We start from the raw sequence: 21,969 nt of genomic DNA on the forward strand, positions 1-21,969 counted from the left end.
GCTGGGTTACAAATCGCCTGATCAATACGAAAAGCAGTTCAATCGCCTAGGGTATGTGCCCTAGGTTCCTTGTCCGAGAAACCCGGGGCACTCCAAACTGACCCCAAGCGCGCTTGCTCACAGGCTTGTTCATCTGTTGCGCACTCTCCTTGTTGAGGATGCGCTCACTTGCTGAAATAGATCCAAATACATACGACTTCAGTGCCTCAACATGATGGATAAGAAGAACTGTCTGTAGCGCCCTGAACTTGAGGATGTTCTTCTCGAGGGCTGGGAGCATGGGATTCTTTCTCTGCATGCCTAATGCCTAAGTTAAGCCGTGCCGCGAAGCGGTATCGGCTTGAATGAATTGTTAGCTCGTTGCTAGCCGCTACCTACAAGCGTCCTAAGATCATCCTCCAGCGCACCCCGGACTTCAGGCAACTTGTCTTTAAAGAATTCCCAAGTTTTGCCCCATTGTTCGAGCATTTCGCGATAACCGCTAGTGTCCGACCTGTCGTCCGCTCGTCTAAATCCTATGTTGAGCCGTACAGTGTGCAAACGGATTCCGTCAATGAGCGCGTCAACTCTGGTGCATGTATCTTTGGGCAGGTAGATCTTATTTTTCTCAAAGAACTCCAGAAGTGCATTGAAGGCATCTGCAAATTGAGAGTACTTCTCTTGCTTGGTTGGCTCGCCGCCCATCTCGATTGGAGATGAGAAGCTATTGCCCTTGCGCGACACCTCTACGATTAATGAGTAGACGCTCGCTATTACTTCTGCGCGCCGTTCATGAAGCTTTGAAAAAACCACACTACGCTCTTGCGCAGCAATGCTGAGGTCGTGACGCAACCGATCGGTAGCTATTTGATTATCCCGCTCAAGCGCAGCTCTGTGAGTTTCAAGCTCGCGCTGTAGTGAGTTGCCGATGATGGCTTTGGCGAGCCAAGCAATCGCGGCCACTGCGAGCGTGTTTCCCGTGATAGCAACCAGAACTGTCTGCCAAACTTCCATAGCAAGCTAACTCTAAGTAAAGCCCCAAAGAGGCGATATGCACGCAGCACGGAAGTGCGATGTTGGCGTCCGCCCGGTGGGGTCTGACAACAAGACCAACACCTTGCATCCCCCTTTTGGGCTTCCCAGCCCGGACCTCACGATCTGTGTTTGTCGCACAAAGTGAGTACCGTCGCACATCGAACAATTCGCGCCGATTCTGCGCATATCAAACAATCCGCGGATCCTCGCTGGTGCCGGCGACCGTAGCGGCCGTACCGCCTAGCTCGCGCCAGCAGCGTCTCGACCCACCTTTCCCGCCAAAATCTCCCCCAACGCCCGCTCGAACACCTCCACCGGCTGCCCACCCGAAATCAGGTGCTTCTGGTCGATGATCACGGCCGGCACGCTGTTGATGCCGCCGCGGATGAAGAACTGCTCTTCCGCGCGCACCTCATCGGCATATTCGCTGGAGGCGAGAAGTGCAGCGGCACGCTCGGCATCCAGCCCCACGCTGCCCGCGATGCGCACCAGCGTCGCGTGGTCGCTGACGTTCTCGCCGTCGCCGTGATACGCCTGCAGCAGCGCGCGCTTGAGGTCGCGTTGCCGGCGTGCGATCCCGGCCCAGTGCAGCAGGCGATGGGCGTCGAAGGTATTCCAGGTGCGCAGGCGGTCGCCGAAAGCAAACCCGACCTCGGCACCGCGGCCTTTGATATTGGCGCGGGCGGCGGTCAGTTGCTCGGGCGACATACCGTACTTGCGGGTCAGGTGTTCAGCGATGTCCTCGCCTTCAGGCGTCATCTGCGGGTTGAGTTCGAAGGGGCGCACGTGGAATTCGACATCGACATTCTCGGGCAGGCGCGCGAGTGCCTGTTCGAGCGCGGCCAGGCCGATCGCGCACCAGGGGCAGACGATGTCGGAGACGAAATCGATGCGCAGCGGCACGCGGTCGGTGGCAGCGCTCATGCCTGCACCATCGGCAGCTTCAGGCCTTTCTCTTTCGCGCAGTCTTCGGCGATGGCGTAACCGGCATCGGCGTGGCGCATGACGCCGGTGCCGGGGTCGTTCCACAGCACGCGGGCGATGCGTTTGTCGGCTTCCGCAGTGCCATCGCAGACGATGACCACGCCCGAGTGCTGCGAGTAACCCATGCCCACGCCGCCGCCGTGATGCAGGCTCACCCAGGTGGCGCCGCCGGCGACGTTGAGCATCGCGTTGAGCAGCGGCCAGTCGCTGACGGCATCACTGCCGTCGCGCATGGCTTCGGTTTCGCGGTTCGGCGAGGCGACGGAACCGGAATCGAGATGGTCGCGGCCGATGACGATCGGCGCCTTGAGCTCGCCATTGCGCACCATCTCGTTGAAGGCGAGGCCCAGCTTGTCGCGCAGTCCCAGGCCCACCCAGCAGATGCGTGCGGGCAGGCCCTGGAAGGCGATGCGCTCACTGGCCATGTCGAGCCAGCGGTGCAGGTGCGGATCATCCGGAATCAGTTCCTTGACCTTGGCATCGGTCTTGGCGATGTCCTCGGGATCCCCGCTCAGCGCGACCCAGCGGAACGGGCCGATGCCGCGGCAGAACAGCGGGCGTACGTAGGCCGGCACGAACCCGGGGAAATCGAACGCGCGGGCGCAGCCGACATCCTTGGCCATCTGGCGGATGTTGTTGCCGTAGTCGAACGTGGGCACGTCCATCGCCTCGAACGCCAGCATCGCCTCGACGTGCACACGCATCGACTGCTTGGCGGCGTCGCGCACCTTGTCGGGATTGGCGGCCTGCTCGGCCAGCCACTGTTCTACGGTCCAGCCGATCGGGAGGTAGCCGTGCACCGGGTCGTGGGCGCTGGTCTGGTCGGTGACGGCGTCGGGGCGCACGCCGCGCTCGACCAGCTGCGGCAGGATCTCGGCGGCGTTACCGAGCAGCGCGATCGATTTCGCTTCGCCGGCCTGGGTGTACTTTTCGATGCGGGCGAGCGCGTCGTCGAGATCGGTCGCCTGTTCGTCGACGTAGCGGGTCTTCAGGCGCATGTCGATGCGCGACTGCTGGCATTCGATGTTGAGGCTGCAGGCGCCGGCGAGACTCGCGGCCAGCGGCTGCGCGCCGCCCATGCCACCGAGGCCGGCGGTGAGGATCCACTTGCCGGTGAGATCGCCGCCGTAGTGTTGGCGGCCCATCTCGACGAAGGTTTCGTAGGTGCCCTGCACGATGCCCTGGCTGCCGATGTAGATCCACGAACCGGCGGTCATCTGGCCGTACATCATCAGGCCCTTGCGATCGAGTTCGTGGAAGTGCTCCCAGGTGGCCCAGTGCGGCACGAAGTTGGAATTGGCGATCAGCACGCGTGGCGCATCACTGTGCGTGCGGAACACGCCGACCGGCTTGCCGGACTGCACCAGCAGGGTCTCGTCTTCGCCCAGGGCCTTCAGCGATTCGACGATGGCATCAAAGCAGGCCCAGTCGCGCGCGGCGCGGCCGATGCCGCCGTAGACGACGAGGTCTTCCGGACGCTCGGCCACCTCGGGATCGAGGTTGTTCATCAGCATGCGCAGCGGCGCTTCGGAGAGCCAGGAGCGGCAGCTGAGTTCGGTGCCGCGCGGCGCGCGGATGACGCGCGAGGGGTCGTGGCGCGAAGAGGTGTCGGACATGGCGGCGCGTTCCTGCAATGACGATGCGGCGATTATCGCACCGCGCCGCGCCGCGGCCTGACGCGCCGCGGCGTGAGCCGGACCGGGCACGACGGCTAAGCTGCGACGCATGAAGCTGATCCCCTGCGCGTTTGCCCTCACCCTGCCCGCCGCACTCGGCGCGTGCACGTCCACCTCGCCCGCGCCCACGGCGCATGCGGCATCCGATGCCGACGGCGCGCCGCCGCGCGTGCTGGTGTTCACGCGCACGGCGGGGTTTCGCCACGATTCGATCCCGGTGACGATCGAGACGCTGCGCGCGCTCGGCACCACCGCCGGCCTGACGATCGAGACGACCGAAGATCCGATGCGTTTCGACGACGCAACGCTGGCCGGCTATCGCGCCGTCGTCTTCGCCCACACCACTCGCGAGGTACTAGACCCGGCGCAGCAGGCGGCGTTCGAACGCTATGTCGCGAGCGGCGGCGGCTTCATGGGCGTGCATGCGGCGGCCGACAGCGGCTACACCTGGCCGTGGTACGGCGAGCTGGTCGGCGCGTGGTTCGCGCGGCATCCCGAAGGCCTGCAGTCGGTGCGCGTGGTGTTCGAGGACGACGCCGGGCCGGATGGCCTACGCGAATGGCGCGTTACCGACGAGATCTACGATTACCGGCGCAATCCGCGGCCCCATGTGCGCGTGACCGCGTCGGTCGACCCGGCCTCGCACCCGGATGGCGGCATGGGCGACGACCATCCGATCGCCTGGTGCCACACGAACGCCGGCGGCCGCGCCTGGTACACCGGCCTGGGCCACGATGTGGCGCTGTACGCCGACCCGGTATTCCGCGCGCAGCTGCTGCGCGGCCTGCTGTGGACGACCGGACGCAGCGACACCTGCTGACGGCCGGACATGCAAACGCCCGGCCGGAGCCGGGCGCTTGCAGTGTCGCGTGGAAGCGGACTTCAGTTGATCGAAGGATCGAGCCTGCGCAGCGCGTCCTTGATGTCGACCGAACCGGTGCGTTCGATGTCCTCACGCGTATAGACCCGACCGCCGCCCGTGGTGCATTCCTGATCGGCGCGCCTGGAGCGCGCGTTACGGGCCGCGGTGACGCGCGAGCCGGTTTCGCGGATGCAGAATCGATCCGAGGCACTGGCGCGTTGGCCGCGGTCGCGCGCGGATTCCTCTTCCTCTTCTTCCTGCTGCTGCGCGTGCGCCACCTGGGAAACCGCACCGAACGCGAGGCTGGCGAAGATCGCCGCCGTCCACCATGCATGCTTCATTGCGCACCTCCCGGTGCAGACCATCGGTGGCCACACGATACGCGCGATGGGCGGTGGCGTGGTCTGGGCAGGATGAATGTTCAGCCTGCGTGTCGACGCGTTGTGCGTCGCTTCATGCCGCTGACTGCGAAGCGTCATGTCGCGCCGCTATCCTATGCGGATGCCCCGATCTGTCTGTCTGCGCGCCTTTGCGCTGCTCCCGTTGTTGTTGCTGACTGCCTGCACCACGGTCGAGCCTCCGTTCCAATCCACCACTGCAGTTGCCCCGGCGGCCGATGCCGAGGCGCGCCCGACGCTGCTGCTGGTGTCACTCGATGGCCTGCGGCCCGACTATCTCGGACGTGGCGAGACGCCGCATCTCGATGCGCTGGCGCGCGAGGGCGTGCAGGCCTGGATGCGGCCGTCGTATCCCTCGCTGACGTTTCCGAACCACTACACGCTGGTGACCGGGCTGCGCCCCGATCGCCATGGACTGATCCACAACTCGATGGTCGATTCGACGCTCGGCGACTTCCGGCTGTCGGACCGCGACGCGGTCGGCAACGGCGCCTGGTATGGCGACGGCGAACCGTTGTGGGTGACGGCGGAGAACGCCGGCCTGCGCACTGCAACGTTGTCGTGGCCGGGCAGCGAGGCGCCGGTGCACGGCGTGCGCCCGACACGCTGGCTTCCGTTCGATTACGCACGCCCGATCGAGACGCGCGTGGACATGGTGCTCGACTGGCTGTCCGAACCTGCGGGCACGCGCCCGGCCTTCGCGACGCTGTATTTCGAGCACACCGATTCGGCCGGCCACCACTACGGTCCCGATTCGCCGCAATTGCATGAGGCGCTACAGGCCGTGGACGCCGCTATGGGGCGACTGGTCGAGGGCCTGCGCACGCGCGGGCTGCAGGACCGCGTGAATCTGGTCGTGGTGTCCGACCACGGCATGGCCGAAGTGCCGCCGGGCCAGGCGATCGCGGTCGAGGACATGGTCACGCTGGAGGAAGCGCGCGTGACGTCGACCGGTCAGGTGATCGGCATCGTGCCCAATCCCGGCTTCGAGGCGCAGGTGGCGCGCAAGCTGATCGGCGCGCATCCGCAGTACGACTGCTGGCGCAAGGGCGAGATGCCGGCGCGCTGGAAGTTCGGCACCCATCCGCGCGTGCCGCCGATCGTCTGCCAGATGCACATGGGCTGGGACGCCGTGCCGCGTGACTCGCTGGCCCGGCGCCCGGCGCATGCGCGCGGTTCGCATGGCTATGACCCCGCACTGCCGGAGATGCGCGCGGTGTTCATCGCGCAGGGGCCGGCGTTCCGTCGTGGCGTGACGCTGGAGGGCTTCGACAATGTCGACGTGTATCCGTTGCTCGCGCGGCTGATCGGGGTGACGCCGGCGGAGAACGATGGCAATGCGGAGACGTTGCTGCCGGCGTTGCGGGATGGGGTGCGGTAACGCGGGATTGCGTGCGCTGCGTTGGATTGGTTGAGAGCGCCGCTGCATTTGGGCGGCGGTTCGGAATTGCGGGCTCGGGTTTGATGCGAACGGCGGCCCTCACCCCAACCCCTCTCCCAGGAGGAGAGGGGCTCGGATGTCTGCGGCGTCACGCATCCGCGGCTGCCCGCAGATTGGTGATCGAGTGCGGCGCGCTTGAAGCCCCTCTCCCTCTGGGAGAGGGGTTGGGGTGAGGGCAGACGCTCGCGGCATCCCCACAACATCCATGTCCGAATCCGGCCAGTCAGCATCCAGCGCCGGTGCTAGCCTGCATCGCATGTCCCCGCCTCTCCCCGCCCCCGACATCTGCGAACAGGCGCGCCTGAGCCGGGATGCACGCTTCGACGGGCTGTTCTTTACTGCGGTGCGCACGACCGGGATCTACTGCCGGCCGGTGTGTCCGGCGCCCGCGCCGAAGGCGACGAACGTCGTCTACTACCCGAACGCCGCCGCAGCCGAAGCCGCGGGTTTCCGCCCGTGCCTGCGTTGCCGGCCGGAACTGTCGCCTTCGGACGGGCATTGGCATCGCGGCGACGATCTCGTTGCGCGGGCGCTGGCGCTGATCGACCAGGGTGCGCTGAACGAGGCGCCGCTGGCGGACCTCGCGCAGCGGCTGCACATCGGCGAGCGCCAGTTGCGGCGGCTGTTCGTCGAGCGCCTCGGCGCGGCACCGGTCGGCGTGCACGGCACCCGGCGCCTGCTGTTCGCCAAGCAGCTGCTGACCGAAACTGCATTGCCGATCACCGAGGTTGCGCTCGCGGCCGGCTTCAACAGCGTGCGGCGTTTCAACGCGGTGTTCCAGCAGGCCTACCGCATGCCGCCGCGCGACCTGCGCAAGGCACCGCGCGAATCGACCGGCGACGCGCTGACGCTGCGGCTCGCCTATCGCCCGCCCTATGACCTGCCGGCGATGCTCGACTTCCTGCGCGGACGCGCCTTGCCGGGCATCGAAGTTGTCGACGATGTCGCCTACACCCGCGTGATCGGCACTGCGGACGCACCCGGCTGGCTGCGCGTGCGCGCATGGCCCGGCAAGCGCGGCGAGCCTGCACCGGACGCGCTGCGTCTGGAACTGCACGGCTGTGCGCCGTTGCGGCTGCAGGACACCGTGCAGCGCGTGCGGCGGATGTTCGATCTCGATGCAGACCCGCACACGATCGCCATGCATCTCGGCAGCGACGCCCGGCTGGCGCCGCTGCTGCGCAAGCGGCCGGGGCTGCGCCTGCCCAGCGGCTGGGACGGGTTCGAAATCGCGGTGCGCGCGGTGATCGGCCAGCAGGTCAGCGTGGCCGCCGCGCGCACGCTGACCGCACGGCTCTCGAAGCGCTTCGGCACGCCGTTGCCGGAGGCGTTCGTCGCGCAGGGCTTCGCGCATCTGTTCCCCACGCCGGAGGCTCTGGTCGATGCCGACTTCGACGGCCTCGGCCTGATCGGCAGCCGCATCGCGACGATCCGCGGCATCGCCGCGGCGTTGCTCGATGGTCGCGTGGATTTCGACCGCGCGCGCACGCTCGACGACTTCGTCACCCGCTGGGTCGCCCTGCCCGGCATCGGCCCGTGGACTGCGCAGTACATCGCGTTGCGCGCGCTCGGCCATCCCGATGCGTTTCCCGCCGAGGATCTGGTGCTGCAAAAAACCTTGCCAACAGACGAAACGCGCATGACCGCCAGAGCATTGCGCGCGCACGCGGAGGCCTGGCGCCCATGGCGTGGCTACGCGGTCTTCCATCTGTGGCGCGAAGCCGCAGCGTCCGCGCCCGCGGCGCCATCAATCCGCCCGCGCGGCCGTTCCAACCGGAGTCCATCGCCATGAGCCCCATCACACCCCGGGTGTTGACCCGCACCATCAACAGCCCGGTCGGCCCGCTGTTTCTCGCCGCATCCGACGCCGGCCTGCACGCGGTGGAGTTCGCCGAGCACCGGCATCCGGTGCCCCGCGGTGATGACTGGCGCGACGGCGCGCATCCGGTGCTCGATGCCGCCGCGCAGCAACTGGACGACTATTTCGCCGGTACACGCCAGACCTTCGATCTGCCGTTCGCCGCGCATGGCACGCCGTTCCAGCAACAGGTGTGGGCTGCGCTGACGCGCATTCCCTACGGCGCGACCGCCAGTTACGTCGAACTCGCCCGCATGGTCGGCAAGCCCGGCGCCAGTCGCGCGGTGGGCGCAGCGAACGGCCGCAATCCGTTGTCGATCGTCGTGCCCTGCCACCGCGTCATCGGCGCCAGTGGCGCGCTCACCGGCTTCGGCGGCGGCCTGCCGACCAAAGAATTCCTGCTGACGCTCGAAGGCGCATGGCCGCGCACTGACCGCCTCCTGTAGGCGCGCGCTCGTATGCAAAACGCCGCCTGTGTGACTGCGCACGCCAGGACGTCAGCGCGTCGGCGCCTGGGTCAGATGCGCGGCGATCAGCCGCCGGAACGGCGCGATGTGCTGGGCGATGCGCAGCGTGACGCCCCGCAGCAGGCGTGCGGGCGCGCGGTCGTCGGTGTAGAGACTGGCGACAAGGCCGGTTGCGGTATACAGCGGCCAGCTCGCGGCGCGGTGCCCGCGCGCCCAGCGCTCCAGCAGGCCGGCGCCGGCGATGTGGCGTCCGGCCGCATGGGCTTCGCGAATCGCCTGCGCCAGCCGGTCCGCGCCCTGCAGACCCAGATTGAAACCGTGCGCGGTGACCGGATGCATGCCGACCGCCGCGTCGCCGATCAGCGCCGCACGCGGGGCGCAGAAGCGGTCGGCATAGACACCCACCAGCGGATAGACATGCCGCGTGCCGATCGTCGTCATCGTGCCGAGCCGATCGCGGAAACGGCGCTGCATGTCAGCGGCGAACGCGGCATCGTCGAGCGCTTCGACCTCGGCCATCTGCTGCGGGGGCAACGTCAGCACCACCGAGGCGCGCTGGCCGTTGAGCGGCAGCAACGCCAGCGTCTGCCCCTGGTCGAACCACTCCCAGGCCGCGTGGTGGTGCGACCGCGTATGCGCGACGCGGCACACGAGCATGCGCATGCCGAAATCCCGCGTGCGCGCGCCGATGCCGAGCAGGCGCCGCACGGCGGAGAACCGGCTGTCGGCCGCGACCAGCAGTCGCGCATCGATGCGCCTGCCATCCTCGAGCGCGAGGGTGACGCCATCGGCGCGCTGGACGACATCGCGCACCGCGGCATCACCGTGCACGGTGATGTCGGCCGCGTCCGCCACCACGTCGAATGCGGCCTGGCGGATGCGCTGGTTGGGCACCAGCCAACCGAGCTGCGCGCTGCGTCCGTCACGCGCGGTGATCGTGAGCCCGTCGGTGCGTTCGCCGTCGAGGATGCGGGCATCGCGCAGTTCGGAGATCTCGGCCGGATCGAACCGTACCCACAGGCCCAGCTGTTCGAGGATATGGCGCGATGCATGGGTCAATGCGATCTCGCGGCCGTCGAACGCCGGCTGCGCAATAGCCGCGTGCGCCTGGCGGTCGAACAGCGCGACCTTCAGCCCGCTGCCCGCCAGCGCGCGTGCGAAGCAGAGTCCGACCGGCCCGGCCCCGACGATGGCGATGTCGATCTGCATGCGCGACTCCTGCGTGGAATGACGCAGGATAGCGGGCATGTCATTCCGGAGTACGACAGAATCCGGTGACCTGGATCTCGTTGCCGTCATACATCCATCGCAACGTCACTGGATTCCGGCTTTCGCCGGAATGACGGCTAGAAAGCGCATCGCATTCCGAGGGTCCTGAATCTCCGGCCCGGCGGTGGTGACGTCGACCTGCATGCGCGACTCCCATGTGGAATTACGCAGGATCGCGGGCACCCGTCATTCCGGCGTAGGCCGGAATGACGGTTAGAAAGCGCATCGCATCCCGATGTTCCTGAATCTCAGGTCCGACGATGGTGACGTCGACCTGCATGCGCGACTCCCATTGTGGAATTACGCAGGATCGCGGGCACCCGTCATTCCGGCGTAGGCCGGAATCCAGTGACTTGGATAGCGCTGCCGTCATACATCCATCGCAACGTCACTGGATTCCGGCTTTCGCCGGAATGACGGTTGAAAAGCTCATCGCATCCTGAGATTCCTACATCCCCCGAAACCGGTGCACGAACGCCGCACTCACCGGCAGCGATTCGCGATGTCCGCGCAGTTCGATCCGCGCCTTGCCCAGCTCGTCGCGGCGCACGCGGTCGATCGTCGAGACCCGCACCACGGTGCCGCGATGCACCTGCCAGAACACGTCCGGGTCGAGCCCCGCCAGCAGCTCCTTCACCGGCGTGCGGATCAGCGCCTCGCCGTCCGCGGTGACCACGCGCACGTATTTGTCCTGGGCCTGGAAGAACAGCACTTCGTCGATGCCGATCATGCGGACATGGTCGCCGATGCTCGCGCTAATCCAGCGGATCTGACGTTCGCCCGCCGGCCGCAGTCGCGCTTCGAGATCGTTGACCAGCGCCTGCAGATTCCCGCCCGCCGGCTGCCGCAACCGCGCCTGCAGGCGCTCCACCGCGACATGCAACCGTGCTTCGGTCACCGGCTTGAGCAAGTAGTCGACCGCGCCCGCCTCGAACGCGCGGATCGCGTACTCGTCGTAGGCCGTGGTGAACACCACCAGGCCACCGCCGGCCACGACGGCACGTGCGACATCGAGTCCGCCGACACCGGGCATGCGGATGTCGAGAAACGCGACACGCGGGCGGTGTTCGGCTGCGGCCTGCAGCGCGCTGATGCCGTCCTCGCACGCGGCGATGACCTGCAGCGCGGGCCAGACGGACTCGAGCATGTCCAGAAGGGCCGCACGCTGCGGCGCCTCATCTTCGGCAATCAACGCAGTGACCGGGGCATCGCTCATGCGGACACCTCAAGTGGCGTGCGGATTTCTGCGTGCGCGCCGCCGCCTGCCGCGCCGGTCAGACGCAACGAAGCGCGCGGACCGAACCGTGTCGCCAGTTGATCCCGGACGTTCGCCAGACCCATGCCACTGCCGACACCCGGCTGCAGGCCGGCGCCATCGTCGCTCACGCTGACGTGCAGCGATGCGTCGGCGCGCCATGCGCGGATCGCGATGCGGCCTGCGCCTGGCTTGGGCTCGATGCCGTGCTTCACCGCATTCTCGACCAGGGTAATCAGCAGCAGCGGTGGATAGGGCAGCGCGCGCAACTCGGCATCGGACTCGACCGTATACCGCAGTCGATCCGCCGTGCGCAGACGCATCAGCTCGAGATAGCGCGTGCACAGATCCAGCTGTTCGCCGAGCGTGGAGCGCAACGCCGCTTCGCCATCGCGCAACCGCGGAATCGTCGCGCGCAGGTAATCGACCAGTGCGTCGAGGGTGGCCTCGGCGCGCAGCGGGTCCTGGCGCACCAGGGCACGGACCGAGGCCAGCGTATTGAACAGGAAGTGCGGCTCGACCTGCGCCTGCAGCGCGCCGAGCCGCAGGTCCGATTCGCGCTTGTGCGCCTGCACCGTCGCGAGTTCGAGGCGATGCCGGCTTTCGGCCAGACGCCGTTGCTCGCCGAAGTACGCGCGCAGCGCCGTGCCGCCGCCCAGCAGGCCGTAGATGCAGACCGCGGTCAGCAACTGGATGGCGATTGCGCCGGAGCGCGCCGCGCCGGATGCGTAGTGCGCACGCACCGCCTCCAGGTCGTAGGGCGCCTTGCCCATCTCGGCCACCATGAACGCGTCGATCCGGGTACTCGCCCAGCGGTCGGCGAGGTAGGACCAGGCGATCCCGATGCACAGCGACAGCACCACGCAGGTCCGTTCGCGCCGCAAGGGCAGGCGCAGATGTCGCGCGCAGGTCGCCAGCAGCGGGCCGGCGGTGGTCATCAGCAGAAACGCGCCGAACATGTAAGCCGACGCGGCGAACGCGCCGGCCAGGCTGACCGGACCGATCAGGGTGCCGAGCAGCGTCAGCAGCGAGAACCCCAGGATCACACTGCCGAACAGCAGCGTGCGACCGGCAAGCCAGGGCGCGCTGAAGACCGGATAGCGGCGATAGCGCGTCCACAGGAAATCGCCGCCGACCACCACGTCATCGGGCAGCGGCTGGCGCAGCGCCACCGAATCGCTGCGCATGCGCAGACCCTCAGCCACGCGCGCCACGCAGCACCTGTCCGCCCTGATGCAGTTCGAGCGAGGTCACCTCGCCATCGGCGCCGCGCTGGAAGCGCAGTTCGATGCCGAAGGCCGGCGCGGCGAAGCTGTCGGGGCCCGTCGCGTCGAGCGGGAACGCGCCCTGCCCGGTCGCCTGTGCGCGCAGGCGTCCCTCGGCGCTGTCGACCTTCAGCACGAAGCCCGGCATCAGGGTGTAGTCACCCGCGTAGTCGGCGAGCGGTACATCAACGACCGAGGCCGCGACAGGCGCCAGGTTGGTCACACGTGTCGCCACGCTCGTCCCGCCGCCCTGGCGCCAGACGATGCTGTAACTGCCATCCGCCGCGCGCTGCGGCGTCAGCACGGCGTCGAACTGCGTCGGAAAGAAATCGCCGGCATCGTCGTACGCGAGTTCGAACACCGGCTGGTCTGGTGGGTGGATCGTCAGCGTATCGCCGCTGCGCGCCAGCTCGGCCTGCATGCCGGTATCGAAACGCCAGGTGCCGACCAGCCCGGCGATGAGTTCCGACGGTGGCGTCGCCAGTTTGCGCGGCTTGCCGGGCGGCACCGACGGGTCGAGCAGATGTGCGCCCAGACTGCCGAGACCACCGAGCGCGCTCACCGCCGTGTCCGACAGGATCACCACGCCGCGGCCCTGCGCCGGATCGAACCCGACCAGTGACGAGAAGCCGCCGGTGCCACCCTCGTGCATCAACACGTTGCGGCCTGCCAGCGGCACGATCATCCAGTGCATCGCCACCGGTGGCTGCTGCGACACCGGTTGATGCGTGCGCTGCAACGCGGCGAATACGGGCGCGGCCGTCGCGCCTTCCGCATGACCGAGCTGGGCCTGCACGTAGCGGACCATGTCGTCGAGCGTGGCGCGCACGCCGCCGACGCCGGCCATGTCACCGGGAATCGTCCAGGCCGACGTCTCGCTGCCATTGGGCAAATGCCCCGCAGCCGCGCGCACGCCAACGGGACGCTGCGCGATGTAGGCGTCGTCCATGCCGAGCGGCGCGAACAGCTGCGCGTCGATCAGGGCCTCGAACGGCTGGCCGGCGCGCTGCGCGACCGCATACGACAGCAGCATCGACGCGAAGTTGGAGTACTCGAACTGCGCACCCGGCGCGCGTGTCAGCACCACGTCGTCCAGCGACGTCAGCAGCGCCTCGGGCGTCAGCGTGGCGTAGGGATCGGCGGGATCGGTCATCTGCATCCGCGCCGGCAGTGCGGGCAGGCCGGAGGTATGGGTGACCACGTGTCGCAGCAGGATCGGCTGGCCTTCGAATGTAGGCACCGCGGTGCCTGCGGGTAGCCAGGCCGACAGCGGGTCGTCGAGCGACGCCTTGCCCTCGGCGATCAGCTGCGCGAGCAACGCGGCGGTCATCGTCTTGCTGACCGAGCCGATCTCGAACGCGCTGTCCGCACCGATGCGCGGGTTGGCGGTGCCGTCCGCGCAGCGATACGTGCGCGCGACCGCACCGCCATCGACGACGGCGACCGCGAGGCACGCGCCGGTGCGGTCCCCCATGAGTCGCTGGTCGACGATGCCGGCCAGTTCGGCATCGGTCATCGAGGATGCGCTGCCGCTGACGGCGAGCAGCGCGGCGAGCATCAATGCATTGGGCAACATGCGGATCTCCTGTCCATGGGCATGGTGTCATGCTGCGCGCGTGTGGCTGTCCGCGCCGGGGTTTGCGACGGAACGCCCGATCGAGCGGATGAACGCCCTGGTTTGTGGCTCTTCGCCGAAGCCGGGACACACGCGGCCTGGCTGCAGGCGCCCAGCTCCACCGCGAACCGGGACAGCATGGCTGCCCAGTCGACCGTTATTGCGACCGCCTCGCTCAATCCGGAGACGAACGTTTTTTGTAGGAGCGCGCTTGCGCGCGATGGGCATTCCCTGCGATCGCATCGCGCACAAGCGCGCCCCCACGCCATAGGCACGTGACTACGCCAGCAACCCCAGCATCGCGTTCGCGTACCCGCGCGCGACGTCCTCATGCAATGCATGACGTCCATCCGCCACGACCTGCCGGCCGGCTACGTGCACTTCGCGCACCAATGGGCGGTTGCCCGCGAACAGCCAGCGGTCGAGCACGTCGCGTTCCGTCGCGCCGGCGAGCAGCGGTGCATCGGCGTCGAGCACGACCGCGTCGTCATGCGCGTCGAACCCCGTTGACGCTGCAGCGCTCGCCTGCACGCCCGCGAACAACGTCGCACCGACGCTGGGCGTGCCCGTCGCCACGGCGATGTTGCGGCGGCGCGTGACCAGACGCTGGCCGTATTCGAGCCAGCGCAGTTCTTCGACCGGCGAGACCGAGATGTGCGAATCCGAACCGATGCCCCAGGCGCCGCCGGCGTCGAGATAATCGCGCAATGGGAACAGTCCATCGCCGAGATTGGCTTCTGTCGTCGGGCACAGCGCGACGGTCGCGCCGCTGCGCGCGATGCCGGCCACTTCCGCATCGTCGAGATGGGTCGCGTGCACCAGCGTCCAGCGCGCGTCGACCGATGCGTTGTCGAGCAGCCAGGCGACCGGGCGCGCACCGCGCAGCGCAACGCACTCGTCGACTTCCGGCACCTGTTCGGCGATATGGATGTGCATGCGCGCATCACCCGGCAACGCGGCCAGCACGGCGTGCATCGCGTCGGGGGGCACCGCGCGCAGGCTGTGCAGCGCGCAGCCCACACGCAGGGTGTCGTCCTGGCGGGCATGCAGATCGGCGAACAGCCGCAGATATCCATCGACATCATGGCCGAAGCGACGCTGGCGTTCGCCCAATGGCCGGCCGTCGAAACCGCCGCTCATGTACAGCACCGGCAGCAGTGTTAGACGGATGCCGGTCGCGCGCGCAGCGTCGATCAATGCATCGGCCATTGCACTGGCAGGTGCGTACGGCGCACCGTTGGGTGCGTGGTGGACGTAATGGAATTCGCAGACGGTCGTGTAACCCGCTTCCAGCATCTCGACGTAGAGCTGCGTGGCGACGGCGCGCAGGCTGTCGGGATCGAAGCGCCCCGCCATGCGGTACATCGTCTCGCGCCAGGTCCAGAACGAATCGGCGGGATCGGTCTGCACTTCGGCCAGCCCTGCCATCGCCCGTTGGAACGCATGCGAATGCAGGTTCGCGACACCGGGCAGGCGCCAGCCCGCAGGCGTGCTCGCGGGAACATCATGCATCGGTCCGGCTCCTCGAAAACGTGTGCGGTAGGCTAGCCGTTCTGACCGCCGGGAACATCCGATGAACCCAAGTTCGATCGTCATACTGTGTGCACTGGTCGCCGTCTTCGGCGGTCTGGTGGCGGTGTTCGCCAGCCGATCGTCGACGCGCAAGCGTCGATCTGCGGACGGCGGCGTCGTGGCAGGGGGCAGCGCGAAGTCGGAGCGCCACGACGGCCACGACTCGGTTACTGACGCCGGTGGGGGCAGCGATGGCGGTGGTGGCGGTGGCGACTGAATCCTGGGATGGCCTGCTGCTGGGCGCGACGCTCGCCACGTTGGCCGACGACGCGGGCTACGGCTTGATCGAGGACGGGGCGCTCGGCTGGTGCGATGGCGTGATCGTCTACGCCGGCCCGCGCAGCGGTTTGCCTTCGGGCGCCGAGGCCGGCGCCGATCTGGTGATCGAGGCCGACGGGCTGGTGACGCCCGGCCTCATCGACTGCCACACCCATGCGGTGTTCGCGGGCAACCGCGCGGCCGAGTTCGAGCAGCGCCTGCAGGGTGCGAGCTACGAGGACATCGCGCGCGCCGGTGGCGGTATCGTCTCGACAGTCCGCGCGGTGCGTGAGGCCGATGAAGACGCGCTGCTCGCACAGTCGTTGCAGCGCGTGCGTGCGCTGGTCGCCGACGGCGCGACCACGCTGGAGATCAAGTCCGGCTACGGCCTCGACTTCGACAACGAACGCAAGATGCTGCGCGTCGCGCGGCGCATCGGCGAGGTGCTCGGCATCACCGTGCGCACGACCTTCCTCGGCGCGCACGCACTGCCGCCCGAGTTTGCCGGCCGCGGTGAGGCCTATATCGACGCGGTCTGCGACTGGCTGCCGCGCCTGCACGACGAAGGCCTGGTCGATGCTGTCGACGCCTTCGCCGAGCGCATCGCCTTCAGCATCGATCAGACGCGACGGGTGTTCGAGGTTGCGCGCACGCTCGGGCTGCCGGTGAAGCTGCACGCCGACCAGCTCAGCGACGGCGCGGGTGCTGCGCTGGTGGCCGAATTCGGTGGTTTGTCCGCGGATCATGTCGAACACACCTCGGCGGCCGGCGTCGCCGCGATGGCCGCCGCCGGCACCGTCGCGGTGCTGCTGCCGGGCGCGTTCCACGTCTTGCGCGAAACCACGCTACCGCCGCTCGATGCATTCCGCAGCGCCGGGGTGCCGATGGCGGTCGCGACCGACTGCAATCCGGGCACTTCACCCTTGTTGTCGCTGCGCCAGGCGATGCAGTTGTCGTGCACGCACTTCCGGCTGACCCCGGAAGAAGCCCTGCGCGGCGCGACCGTGCATGCCGCGCGTGCGCTCGGCCTGTCCGACCGCGGCCGCCTGGCCGTGGGCCAGCGCGCGGATTTCGCCTGCTGGCGGGTCTCGCAGCCGGCGGAACTCGTCTACTGGCTGGGCGGGCCGTTGCTTGCGATGTCGTTCGCCGGCGGCATACGTCTGACCTGAAACCGACCGATGCCCTGAAACGCGAAAGCCCCGCGCAGGCGGGGCTTTCGACGCGCGGCGGGACCTGAAACTCAGGCCTTCTTCGCGACGGCCTTCTTCGCCGGTGCTTTGGCGACGGTCTTGCTGCCGGCGGCCTTCTTCACGACCGGCGCGGTCGCGGTGCCGGTGGCCTTGATCAGGCCCTTCGAGCGGCTGTTGCCGTAGCTCGAGTTGTAGCGCTTGCCCTTGAGGGTCTTGCGGTCGCCCTTACCCATTACTGTGCTCCTGGTGTGCTGCGTGTTGAATTCGTCTGACGCGAAGTGCGCCGCCAGGGCGCACAGGATCGCGGATTCTAGCACGCGGCCCGATGTCCGAAGGCGCTCAGCGCCCGGCGCGGGTGTGGGTCAGGCGCAGGTTCAGCAGATGCGCGCCTGCCAGCAGCAGACCACCGATGGTCATCACCACTGCGTGGGTCGTGGTGTGGTCGTGCAGGTGCGTGAACGCGCCCGCCCAGACCAGCACCAGCCCCGGAATGAGCATCGCCCAGGCGTGGAACGCACGATGACGGCGCCAGCCCAGGGTCAGGGTGGTCGCGCCGAGCAGCGTGGCGAATACGACGAAGGCCTGGTCGATATCGACCCAGCCGCCCACGTTCAGACCGAAGGCCGGCAGCAGCGCCAGCGCCACCGGCAGCAGCGCGCAGTGAACCGCACACAGGAACGACGCGGCGAAGCCGACGCGATCTGCGCGTTGCAGGGTGGAATTGTGTGCAGGCATGTCTTTTGGGGGGTGCGGGGATCTGCGTAACATTATAACATTCCCTCTTCGTCCACCAGTGTACTGCATCCGTAATGACCACACGCCTCCGCACCACCCCCCTCCCTACCCGCCTCGCCGTGGCCGTCGCCCTGCTGCTGCCGGCTGCCGCGTTCGCCCAGACGACCAGTCAGACCCACGCGCATCCGACCACGCTCGACCGCGTGCAGGTCACCGCCACGCCGCTCGGCGGCGACGCCGAGAATCTCGCCCATCCGGTGGAGGTGCTGTATGGCGATGCGCTGGAAGATCGCAAGGCCGGCACCCTCGGTGACACTGTGTCCTCGCTGCCGGGCGTCCAGAGCGGCTTCTTCGGCACCGGTGTCGGCCGGCCGATCATCCGCGGCCAGGAAGGCCCGCGCGTGCAGGTGCTCTCGGGCGGCATCGGCAGCATGGACGCCTCGACAGTCAGCGCCGACCATGCGGTGAGCATCGAACCCTTCCTCGCCGACCAGATCGAAGTGCTCAAGGGTCCGGCCAACCTGCTCTACGGCAGCGGCGCGATCGGCGGCGCGGTCAACGTGGTCGACGGGCGCATCGCGCGCGAAGTACCGAATCGCCCGATCAGCGGCCGCGCCGAACTGCGCGCCGGCAGTGGCAACGACGAGCGCAGCGGCATGTTCCGCCTCGACGGCGTCAGCGGCGACAACTTGGTGCTGCATGTCGATGGCCTGATCCGCAACACCGGTGACTTCGATATTCCGGGCTTCGCCCAGGTGCCGGAGGATCACGATCACGACCATGATCACGACCACGACCATGGCGACGAAGCAGAAGAGAACGCCTACGGCACGCTGCCCAACAGCTCGATCCGCACGCGCGCCGGCGCGGTCGGTGCCACGTATTTCGGCGAACGCGGCCATCTCGGCGTCGCCCTCAGCACCTATCGCACCAATTACGGCCTGCCGGACGGCGCGCATGTGCATGCCGAAGAAGGTGGTCATGACCACGATCACGACCATGACCATGACCACGAAGAAGAAGGGCACGACGAGCACGGCTCGGTGCGCATCGACTTGGTGCAGAACCGCGTCGACCTGAAGGGTGGCATCTACAACCCCCTGCCGTTCCTCAGTGCCTTGAACGTGCGCGCGGCCTACAACGATTACGAGCACGTCGAACTCGAAGGTGGCATGCCGGCGACCCGCTTCACCAACAAGGGCACCGAAGCGCGCTTCGAGGCCGTGCAGAACACCTTCAACGGCTGGAACGGCGCGTTCGGCCTGCAGGTCGGGCATGTCGATTTCAGCGCGATCGGTGAAGAGGCATTTGTGCCGCCGAGTGTCACCGACACCCTCGGCCTGTTCGTCGTGCAGGAAAAGGAATTCGGTCCGGTGAAGCTCGAGTTGGGCGGTCGCCACGAGCGCGTGGAGATCGACCCGGTTGCCGGCGAATCGCGCAAGTTCGACGCCAGCAGCCTGTCGGGCGCGGCGATCTGGCACCTGTCGGAGGTGTTCGACCTGCGCTTCGGCGCCGACGTCTCCGGACGCGCGCCGACGAACGAGGAACTGTTCGCCGCCGGCCCACATATCGCCACGCGTTCGATCGAGATCGGCGATGCGGACCTCGACACCGAGCGCGGCCAGCGCCTGGAAGTCGGCCTGCACGCGCACACCGACCGTGTGGAGTTCAAGGCCGCCGTCTATCAGACCCAGTTCAAGCGCTTCACCTACCTGGCCGATACCGGCGTCGTCGAAGACGATCTGCCGGTGCGCCTGTGGACCCAGGCCGATGCGACGTTCCGCGGCGCCGAAGCAGAAGCGAAGTTCCACCTGCTCGAATCCGATGCCGGCGACTTCGACCTGCGCGTGTTCGGCGATGTCGTCCGCGCCGAGCTCGACGGCAGCGGCACGCGCACGGTGCAGTTCGCGGTGCCGCACGGCGACCATGCGCACAACTACGAGACGGACATCGCGCTGGGCGGCGACCTGCCGCGCATCGCACCGTCGCGCATCGGCGCCGACATCAACTGGAGCCTCGGTGGCTGGCGCGCGAACATCGGCGCGGTGCGCTATCAGAAGCAGGACCGCGTGGCCGCGCTCGAAGAGCCGAGCCCGGGCTACACGCTGGTCAACGCCGGTGTCGCCTGGCGTGTCGGCGAAGCGGACGGTACCCAGTGGGAGCTGTTCCTCGACGGCCGCAACCTGACCGACCAGGAAGCCCGCCCGCACACCTCGCTGCTGCGCGACTACGCCCCGCTGCCGGGCCGCACCGTCGCCGGTGGTATCCGCGTGTACTTCTGACCGTGCATGCCCTGACCGGCATGCGCTGACCGTTTTCCGTTCTCTCCAGTGACGCGTGCGTCACCGCCCCGCCCCGGTCTCCGGTGCGGGGCTTTTTTTGCCTGGGCTTGGGCTCATGGGTGAACGCGCATCGCCCGATCGACCCGAGGCCGCTGCAGAGCCCATGGATTCAGAAAGCGGGGAAGCGCGCTTGTGCGCTGCCAGGCCGGGTTCCATCGTCCGCAAGCCACTTGCGTGCTCGCGTCTGTCCGATACCGCCCTCAGGCGCAACCGAAGCGAAAACTGCCGAAACGCGAGGCCGTACACCTTAAGCGGGCGACGCCCCGCCGTGCGAGCCGCCTCGCTCAGGCTGCGGCAGTGTCCGCGCACTGCGCGCAGAGGCCGTGCACTTCCAGCGTCTGCGCCTGGGGCACGAACCCCAGCGCGCGGGCGCGCTCGTCGAGCGAGGCGACGACCGCCTCGTCTTCCAGCTCGACGGCGCTGTGGCAGCGGTCGCAGATCAGGAACGGCACCGAGTGCTGCGCGGTGCTCGGGTGGTGGCAGGCCACGAAGGCGTTCACCGACTGGAGCTTGTGGATGAAGCCGTTGGCCAGCAGGAAATCGAGCGCGCGATACACCGTCGGCGGCGCCGCCGCGCCTGGCCCATCGCCTTCGCGTACCTGATCAAGCAGATCGTAGGCCTTGAGCGGCTTGCCGGCCTTGGCGATCAGGCCGAGCACGTACGCGCGGATCGGTGTCAGCCGCAGCCCGCGTTCGCTGGAGGCGTGCTCCACCGCGCGGATGAAGCTTGCGGCGTCATCGACGTGATGGTGGGGATCCGTGCAGGTGTGGTCGTGCTTGGCCATGCGCCCATGATGGGCGCGAGGGGGCACTGACTCAAGCGTGGCCGCCTTCGCGCGGGCTGGTTCGATGTGGCGGCTTCAGGCCTTTGTCTGACTCTGGCCGCAGATCGAGCATGGGAACTCATCCAGGCGCTTCGGCTTCTTGGTTCCTGCAGGACGACACGCTGACGTCCGCAGACCCGAAAAGCGCCGCAGATGATGTGCGGCGCTCTCCGAACGTGCACTCGGCAGGACGTTCCGTTCGCAGGAACAAAAAGAGATAAAGACAAGCCTCCAATGCACGACCACCAGCGCAGAGCCGAAGGCCAAATCAAAACAAAGCAAAACTTGCGCCTGCAACGTTCGGCGCACTACGCCCCCGCTGCTAGCATGCAGTCATGCACCCCGCCCCCAACCTCGTGCTCGTCGGTCCGATGGGCGCCGGCAAGTCCTCGATCGGCCGCCGCCTGGCGGCGCGATTCGGCGTGGTCTTCGTCGATGTCGACCACGAGATCGAGCTGCGCACAGGCGCGCGGATCGCGACGATCTTCGAGTGCGAGGGCGAGGCCGGATTCCGCGCGCGCGAGCGGGCGACGCTGCTCGACATCCTCGCCGGCGAAGGCCAGTTGATCGCGACCGGCGGCGGCGCGGTGCTCGATCCCGGGAACCGGGCGCTGATGCGGGCGCGCGGTTTCGTCGTGCACATGCATGCCGATGTCGACGCGCAGCTTGCGCGGCTGGCGCGCGACCGCACGCGCCCGTTGCTGGCGGGCGATGACCGCACGGAAGTGCTGCAGCGTCTCGCCCTCGAACGTGCGCCGCTGTATGCCGACGCCGCGCATCTGCGTTTCGACACGGGGCCGCATGCCTGCAACGAAGCGGCCGCCCAGCTTGGTCATCTGGTCGAGGTGCACTGGCGGCCACCGGCGGGCAGCATCGAAACGTCCATTTCCGACGCCGCTGCCGACGTGGCGTCGACGCACGCCTCATGAGCCGCACCGCAGACA

Annotated in this window: 20 protein-coding genes; 8 read left to right on the forward strand and 12 right to left on the reverse strand. The window is 67.8% G+C overall.

Annotation, left to right across the window (positions count from 1 at the left end; translation table 11 throughout):
* Window positions 1-363: 363 nt before the first annotated feature.
* The 3 genes from J2X52_RS07950 to hutU form a co-directional block, all read right to left on the reverse strand.
* Complete coding sequence (locus J2X52_RS07950) at window positions 364-993, reverse strand: hypothetical protein (RefSeq protein WP_310151249.1); 630 nt, start codon at window positions 991-993, stop codon at window positions 364-366.
* Window positions 994-1,254: 261 nt separating this feature from the next.
* The gene (locus J2X52_RS07955) at window positions 1,255-1,917 is read right to left on the reverse strand and encodes a DsbA family oxidoreductase (protein WP_310151252.1); all 663 of its coding nucleotides are present in this window, start codon (window positions 1,915-1,917) and stop codon (window positions 1,255-1,257) included.
* Window positions 1,918-1,934: 17 nt separating this feature from the next.
* The gene (gene hutU / locus J2X52_RS07960) at window positions 1,935-3,614 is read right to left on the reverse strand and encodes a urocanate hydratase (RefSeq protein WP_310151255.1); all 1,680 of its coding nucleotides are present in this window, start codon (window positions 3,612-3,614) and stop codon (window positions 1,935-1,937) included.
* A 109-nt stretch (window positions 3,615-3,723) separates the two neighbouring features.
* On the opposite strand from hutU, the gene J2X52_RS07965 reads away from it, so the two are divergent.
* Window positions 3,724-4,494, forward strand: a complete 771-nt coding sequence (locus J2X52_RS07965) for a ThuA domain-containing protein (RefSeq protein WP_310151258.1) — start codon at window positions 3,724-3,726, stop codon at window positions 4,492-4,494.
* Window positions 4,495-4,556: 62 nt separating this feature from the next.
* Here J2X52_RS07965 and J2X52_RS07970 read toward each other — a convergent pair whose 3' ends face one another.
* On the reverse strand, window positions 4,557-4,877 hold the full coding sequence (locus J2X52_RS07970; RefSeq protein WP_310151261.1) for a hypothetical protein: 321 nt from the start codon (window positions 4,875-4,877) through the stop codon (window positions 4,557-4,559).
* A gap of 160 nt (window positions 4,878-5,037) precedes the next feature.
* On the opposite strand from J2X52_RS07970, the gene J2X52_RS07975 reads away from it, so the two are divergent.
* The 3 genes from J2X52_RS07975 to J2X52_RS07985 all read left to right on the forward strand — a co-directional run bounded on the left by J2X52_RS07975 (window position 5,038) and on the right by J2X52_RS07985 (window position 8,679).
* Window positions 5,038-6,315 (forward strand): ectonucleotide pyrophosphatase/phosphodiesterase, encoded by a 1,278-nt coding sequence (locus tag J2X52_RS07975; RefSeq protein ID WP_310151264.1) that lies wholly within the window; start codon window positions 5,038-5,040, stop codon window positions 6,313-6,315.
* A gap of 316 nt (window positions 6,316-6,631) precedes the next feature.
* On the forward strand, window positions 6,632-8,167 hold the full coding sequence (locus J2X52_RS07980) for an AlkA N-terminal domain-containing protein (RefSeq protein ID WP_310151266.1): 1,536 nt from the start codon (window positions 6,632-6,634) through the stop codon (window positions 8,165-8,167).
* Complete coding sequence (locus J2X52_RS07985) at window positions 8,164-8,679, forward strand: methylated-DNA--[protein]-cysteine S-methyltransferase (RefSeq protein WP_310151269.1); 516 nt, start codon at window positions 8,164-8,166, stop codon at window positions 8,677-8,679. The genes J2X52_RS07980 and J2X52_RS07985 overlap by 4 nt, the downstream gene beginning before the upstream one ends.
* A gap of 51 nt (window positions 8,680-8,730) precedes the next feature.
* Here J2X52_RS07985 and ubiM read toward each other — a convergent pair whose 3' ends face one another.
* The 5 genes from ubiM to J2X52_RS08010 all read right to left on the reverse strand — a co-directional run bounded on the left by ubiM (window position 8,731) and on the right by J2X52_RS08010 (window position 15,616).
* The gene (ubiM, locus tag J2X52_RS07990; protein WP_310151272.1) at window positions 8,731-9,909 is read right to left on the reverse strand and encodes a 5-demethoxyubiquinol-8 5-hydroxylase UbiM; all 1,179 of its coding nucleotides are present in this window, start codon (window positions 9,907-9,909) and stop codon (window positions 8,731-8,733) included.
* Window positions 9,910-10,417: 508 nt separating this feature from the next.
* Complete coding sequence (locus J2X52_RS07995; RefSeq protein WP_310151275.1) at window positions 10,418-11,185, reverse strand: LytTR family DNA-binding domain-containing protein; 768 nt, start codon at window positions 11,183-11,185, stop codon at window positions 10,418-10,420.
* On the reverse strand, window positions 11,182-12,429 hold the full coding sequence (locus J2X52_RS08000) for a histidine kinase (RefSeq protein WP_310151278.1): 1,248 nt from the start codon (window positions 12,427-12,429) through the stop codon (window positions 11,182-11,184). Before J2X52_RS08000 ends, J2X52_RS07995 begins: the two co-directional genes overlap by 4 nt.
* The gene (locus J2X52_RS08005; RefSeq protein ID WP_310151281.1) at window positions 12,422-14,065 is read right to left on the reverse strand and encodes a serine hydrolase; all 1,644 of its coding nucleotides are present in this window, start codon (window positions 14,063-14,065) and stop codon (window positions 12,422-12,424) included. The genes J2X52_RS08000 and J2X52_RS08005 overlap by 8 nt, the downstream gene beginning before the upstream one ends.
* Window positions 14,066-14,383: 318 nt before the next feature.
* On the reverse strand, window positions 14,384-15,616 hold the full coding sequence (locus J2X52_RS08010; protein WP_310151283.1) for a formimidoylglutamate deiminase: 1,233 nt from the start codon (window positions 15,614-15,616) through the stop codon (window positions 14,384-14,386).
* A 61-nt stretch (window positions 15,617-15,677) separates the two neighbouring features.
* Here J2X52_RS08010 and J2X52_RS08015 point away from each other — a divergent pair, with 61 nt between their 5' ends.
* Entirely contained in the window at window positions 15,678-15,893 is a 216-nt protein-coding gene (locus tag J2X52_RS08015) for a hypothetical protein (protein WP_310151286.1), read from the forward strand.
* Entirely contained in the window at window positions 15,883-17,103 is a 1,221-nt protein-coding gene (gene hutI, locus J2X52_RS08020; RefSeq protein ID WP_310151288.1) for an imidazolonepropionase, read from the forward strand. The genes J2X52_RS08015 and hutI overlap by 11 nt, the downstream gene beginning before the upstream one ends.
* Before the next feature lie 71 nt (window positions 17,104-17,174).
* Here hutI and J2X52_RS08025 read toward each other — a convergent pair whose 3' ends face one another.
* Window positions 17,175-17,414 carry a 30S ribosomal protein THX gene (locus J2X52_RS08025; protein ID WP_310151852.1) on the reverse strand — a complete coding sequence of 80 codons (240 nt, stop codon included), beginning with the start codon at window positions 17,412-17,414 and terminating at the stop codon, window positions 17,175-17,177.
* Between the two features lie 49 nt (window positions 17,415-17,463).
* On the reverse strand, window positions 17,464-17,859 hold the full coding sequence (locus J2X52_RS08030) for a MerC domain-containing protein (RefSeq protein WP_310151291.1): 396 nt from the start codon (window positions 17,857-17,859) through the stop codon (window positions 17,464-17,466).
* Window positions 17,860-17,933: 74 nt separating this feature from the next.
* On the opposite strand from J2X52_RS08030, the gene J2X52_RS08035 reads away from it, so the two are divergent.
* Window positions 17,934-20,141 (forward strand): TonB-dependent receptor, encoded by a 2,208-nt coding sequence (locus J2X52_RS08035; protein WP_310151293.1) that lies wholly within the window; start codon window positions 17,934-17,936, stop codon window positions 20,139-20,141.
* A gap of 344 nt (window positions 20,142-20,485) precedes the next feature.
* On the opposite strand, the gene J2X52_RS08040 is transcribed toward J2X52_RS08035, so the two are convergent.
* Entirely contained in the window at window positions 20,486-20,986 is a 501-nt protein-coding gene (locus J2X52_RS08040) for a transcriptional repressor (protein ID WP_310151296.1), read from the reverse strand.
* 374 nt (window positions 20,987-21,360) lie between these two features.
* Here J2X52_RS08040 and J2X52_RS08045 point away from each other — a divergent pair, with 374 nt between their 5' ends.
* On the forward strand, window positions 21,361-21,954 hold the full coding sequence (locus tag J2X52_RS08045) for a shikimate kinase (RefSeq protein ID WP_310151299.1): 594 nt from the start codon (window positions 21,361-21,363) through the stop codon (window positions 21,952-21,954).
* Window positions 21,955-21,969 lie beyond the last annotated feature (15 nt).

The organism is Luteimonas sp. 3794, assembly GCF_031456825.1.
Taxonomy (GTDB): Bacteria; Pseudomonadota; Gammaproteobacteria; order Xanthomonadales; family Xanthomonadaceae; genus Luteimonas.

Coding starts and splice junctions, on each gene's coding strand:
- J2X52_RS07980 (WP_310151266.1), top strand. CDS start 6,632: ATGTCCCCGCCTCTCCCCGCCCCCGACATCTGCGAACAGGCGCGCCTG.
- ubiM (WP_310151272.1), bottom strand. CDS start 9,909: ATGCAGATCGACATCGCCATCGTCGGGGCCGGGCCGGTCGGACTCTGC.
- J2X52_RS07995 (WP_310151275.1), bottom strand. CDS start 11,185: ATGAGCGATGCCCCGGTCACTGCGTTGATTGCCGAAGATGAGGCGCCG.
- J2X52_RS08010 (WP_310151283.1), bottom strand. CDS start 15,616: ATGCATGATGTTCCCGCGAGCACGCCTGCGGGCTGGCGCCTGCCCGGT.
- J2X52_RS08035 (WP_310151293.1), top strand. CDS start 17,934: ATGACCACACGCCTCCGCACCACCCCCCTCCCTACCCGCCTCGCCGTG.
- J2X52_RS08045 (WP_310151299.1), top strand. CDS start 21,361: ATGCACCCCGCCCCCAACCTCGTGCTCGTCGGTCCGATGGGCGCCGGC.
- J2X52_RS07975 (WP_310151264.1), top strand. CDS start 5,038: ATGCCCCGATCTGTCTGTCTGCGCGCCTTTGCGCTGCTCCCGTTGTTG.
- J2X52_RS07965 (WP_310151258.1), top strand. CDS start 3,724: ATGAAGCTGATCCCCTGCGCGTTTGCCCTCACCCTGCCCGCCGCACTC.
- J2X52_RS08040 (WP_310151296.1), bottom strand. CDS start 20,986: ATGGCCAAGCACGACCACACCTGCACGGATCCCCACCATCACGTCGAT.
- J2X52_RS08015 (WP_310151286.1), top strand. CDS start 15,678: ATGAACCCAAGTTCGATCGTCATACTGTGTGCACTGGTCGCCGTCTTC.
- J2X52_RS07985 (WP_310151269.1), top strand. CDS start 8,164: ATGAGCCCCATCACACCCCGGGTGTTGACCCGCACCATCAACAGCCCG.
- J2X52_RS08005 (WP_310151281.1), bottom strand. CDS start 14,065: ATGTTGCCCAATGCATTGATGCTCGCCGCGCTGCTCGCCGTCAGCGGC.
- J2X52_RS07970 (WP_310151261.1), bottom strand. CDS start 4,877: ATGAAGCATGCATGGTGGACGGCGGCGATCTTCGCCAGCCTCGCGTTC.
- hutU (WP_310151255.1), bottom strand. CDS start 3,614: ATGTCCGACACCTCTTCGCGCCACGACCCCTCGCGCGTCATCCGCGCG.
- J2X52_RS08030 (WP_310151291.1), bottom strand. CDS start 17,859: ATGCCTGCACACAATTCCACCCTGCAACGCGCAGATCGCGTCGGCTTC.
- J2X52_RS07950 (WP_310151249.1), bottom strand. CDS start 993: ATGGAAGTTTGGCAGACAGTTCTGGTTGCTATCACGGGAAACACGCTC.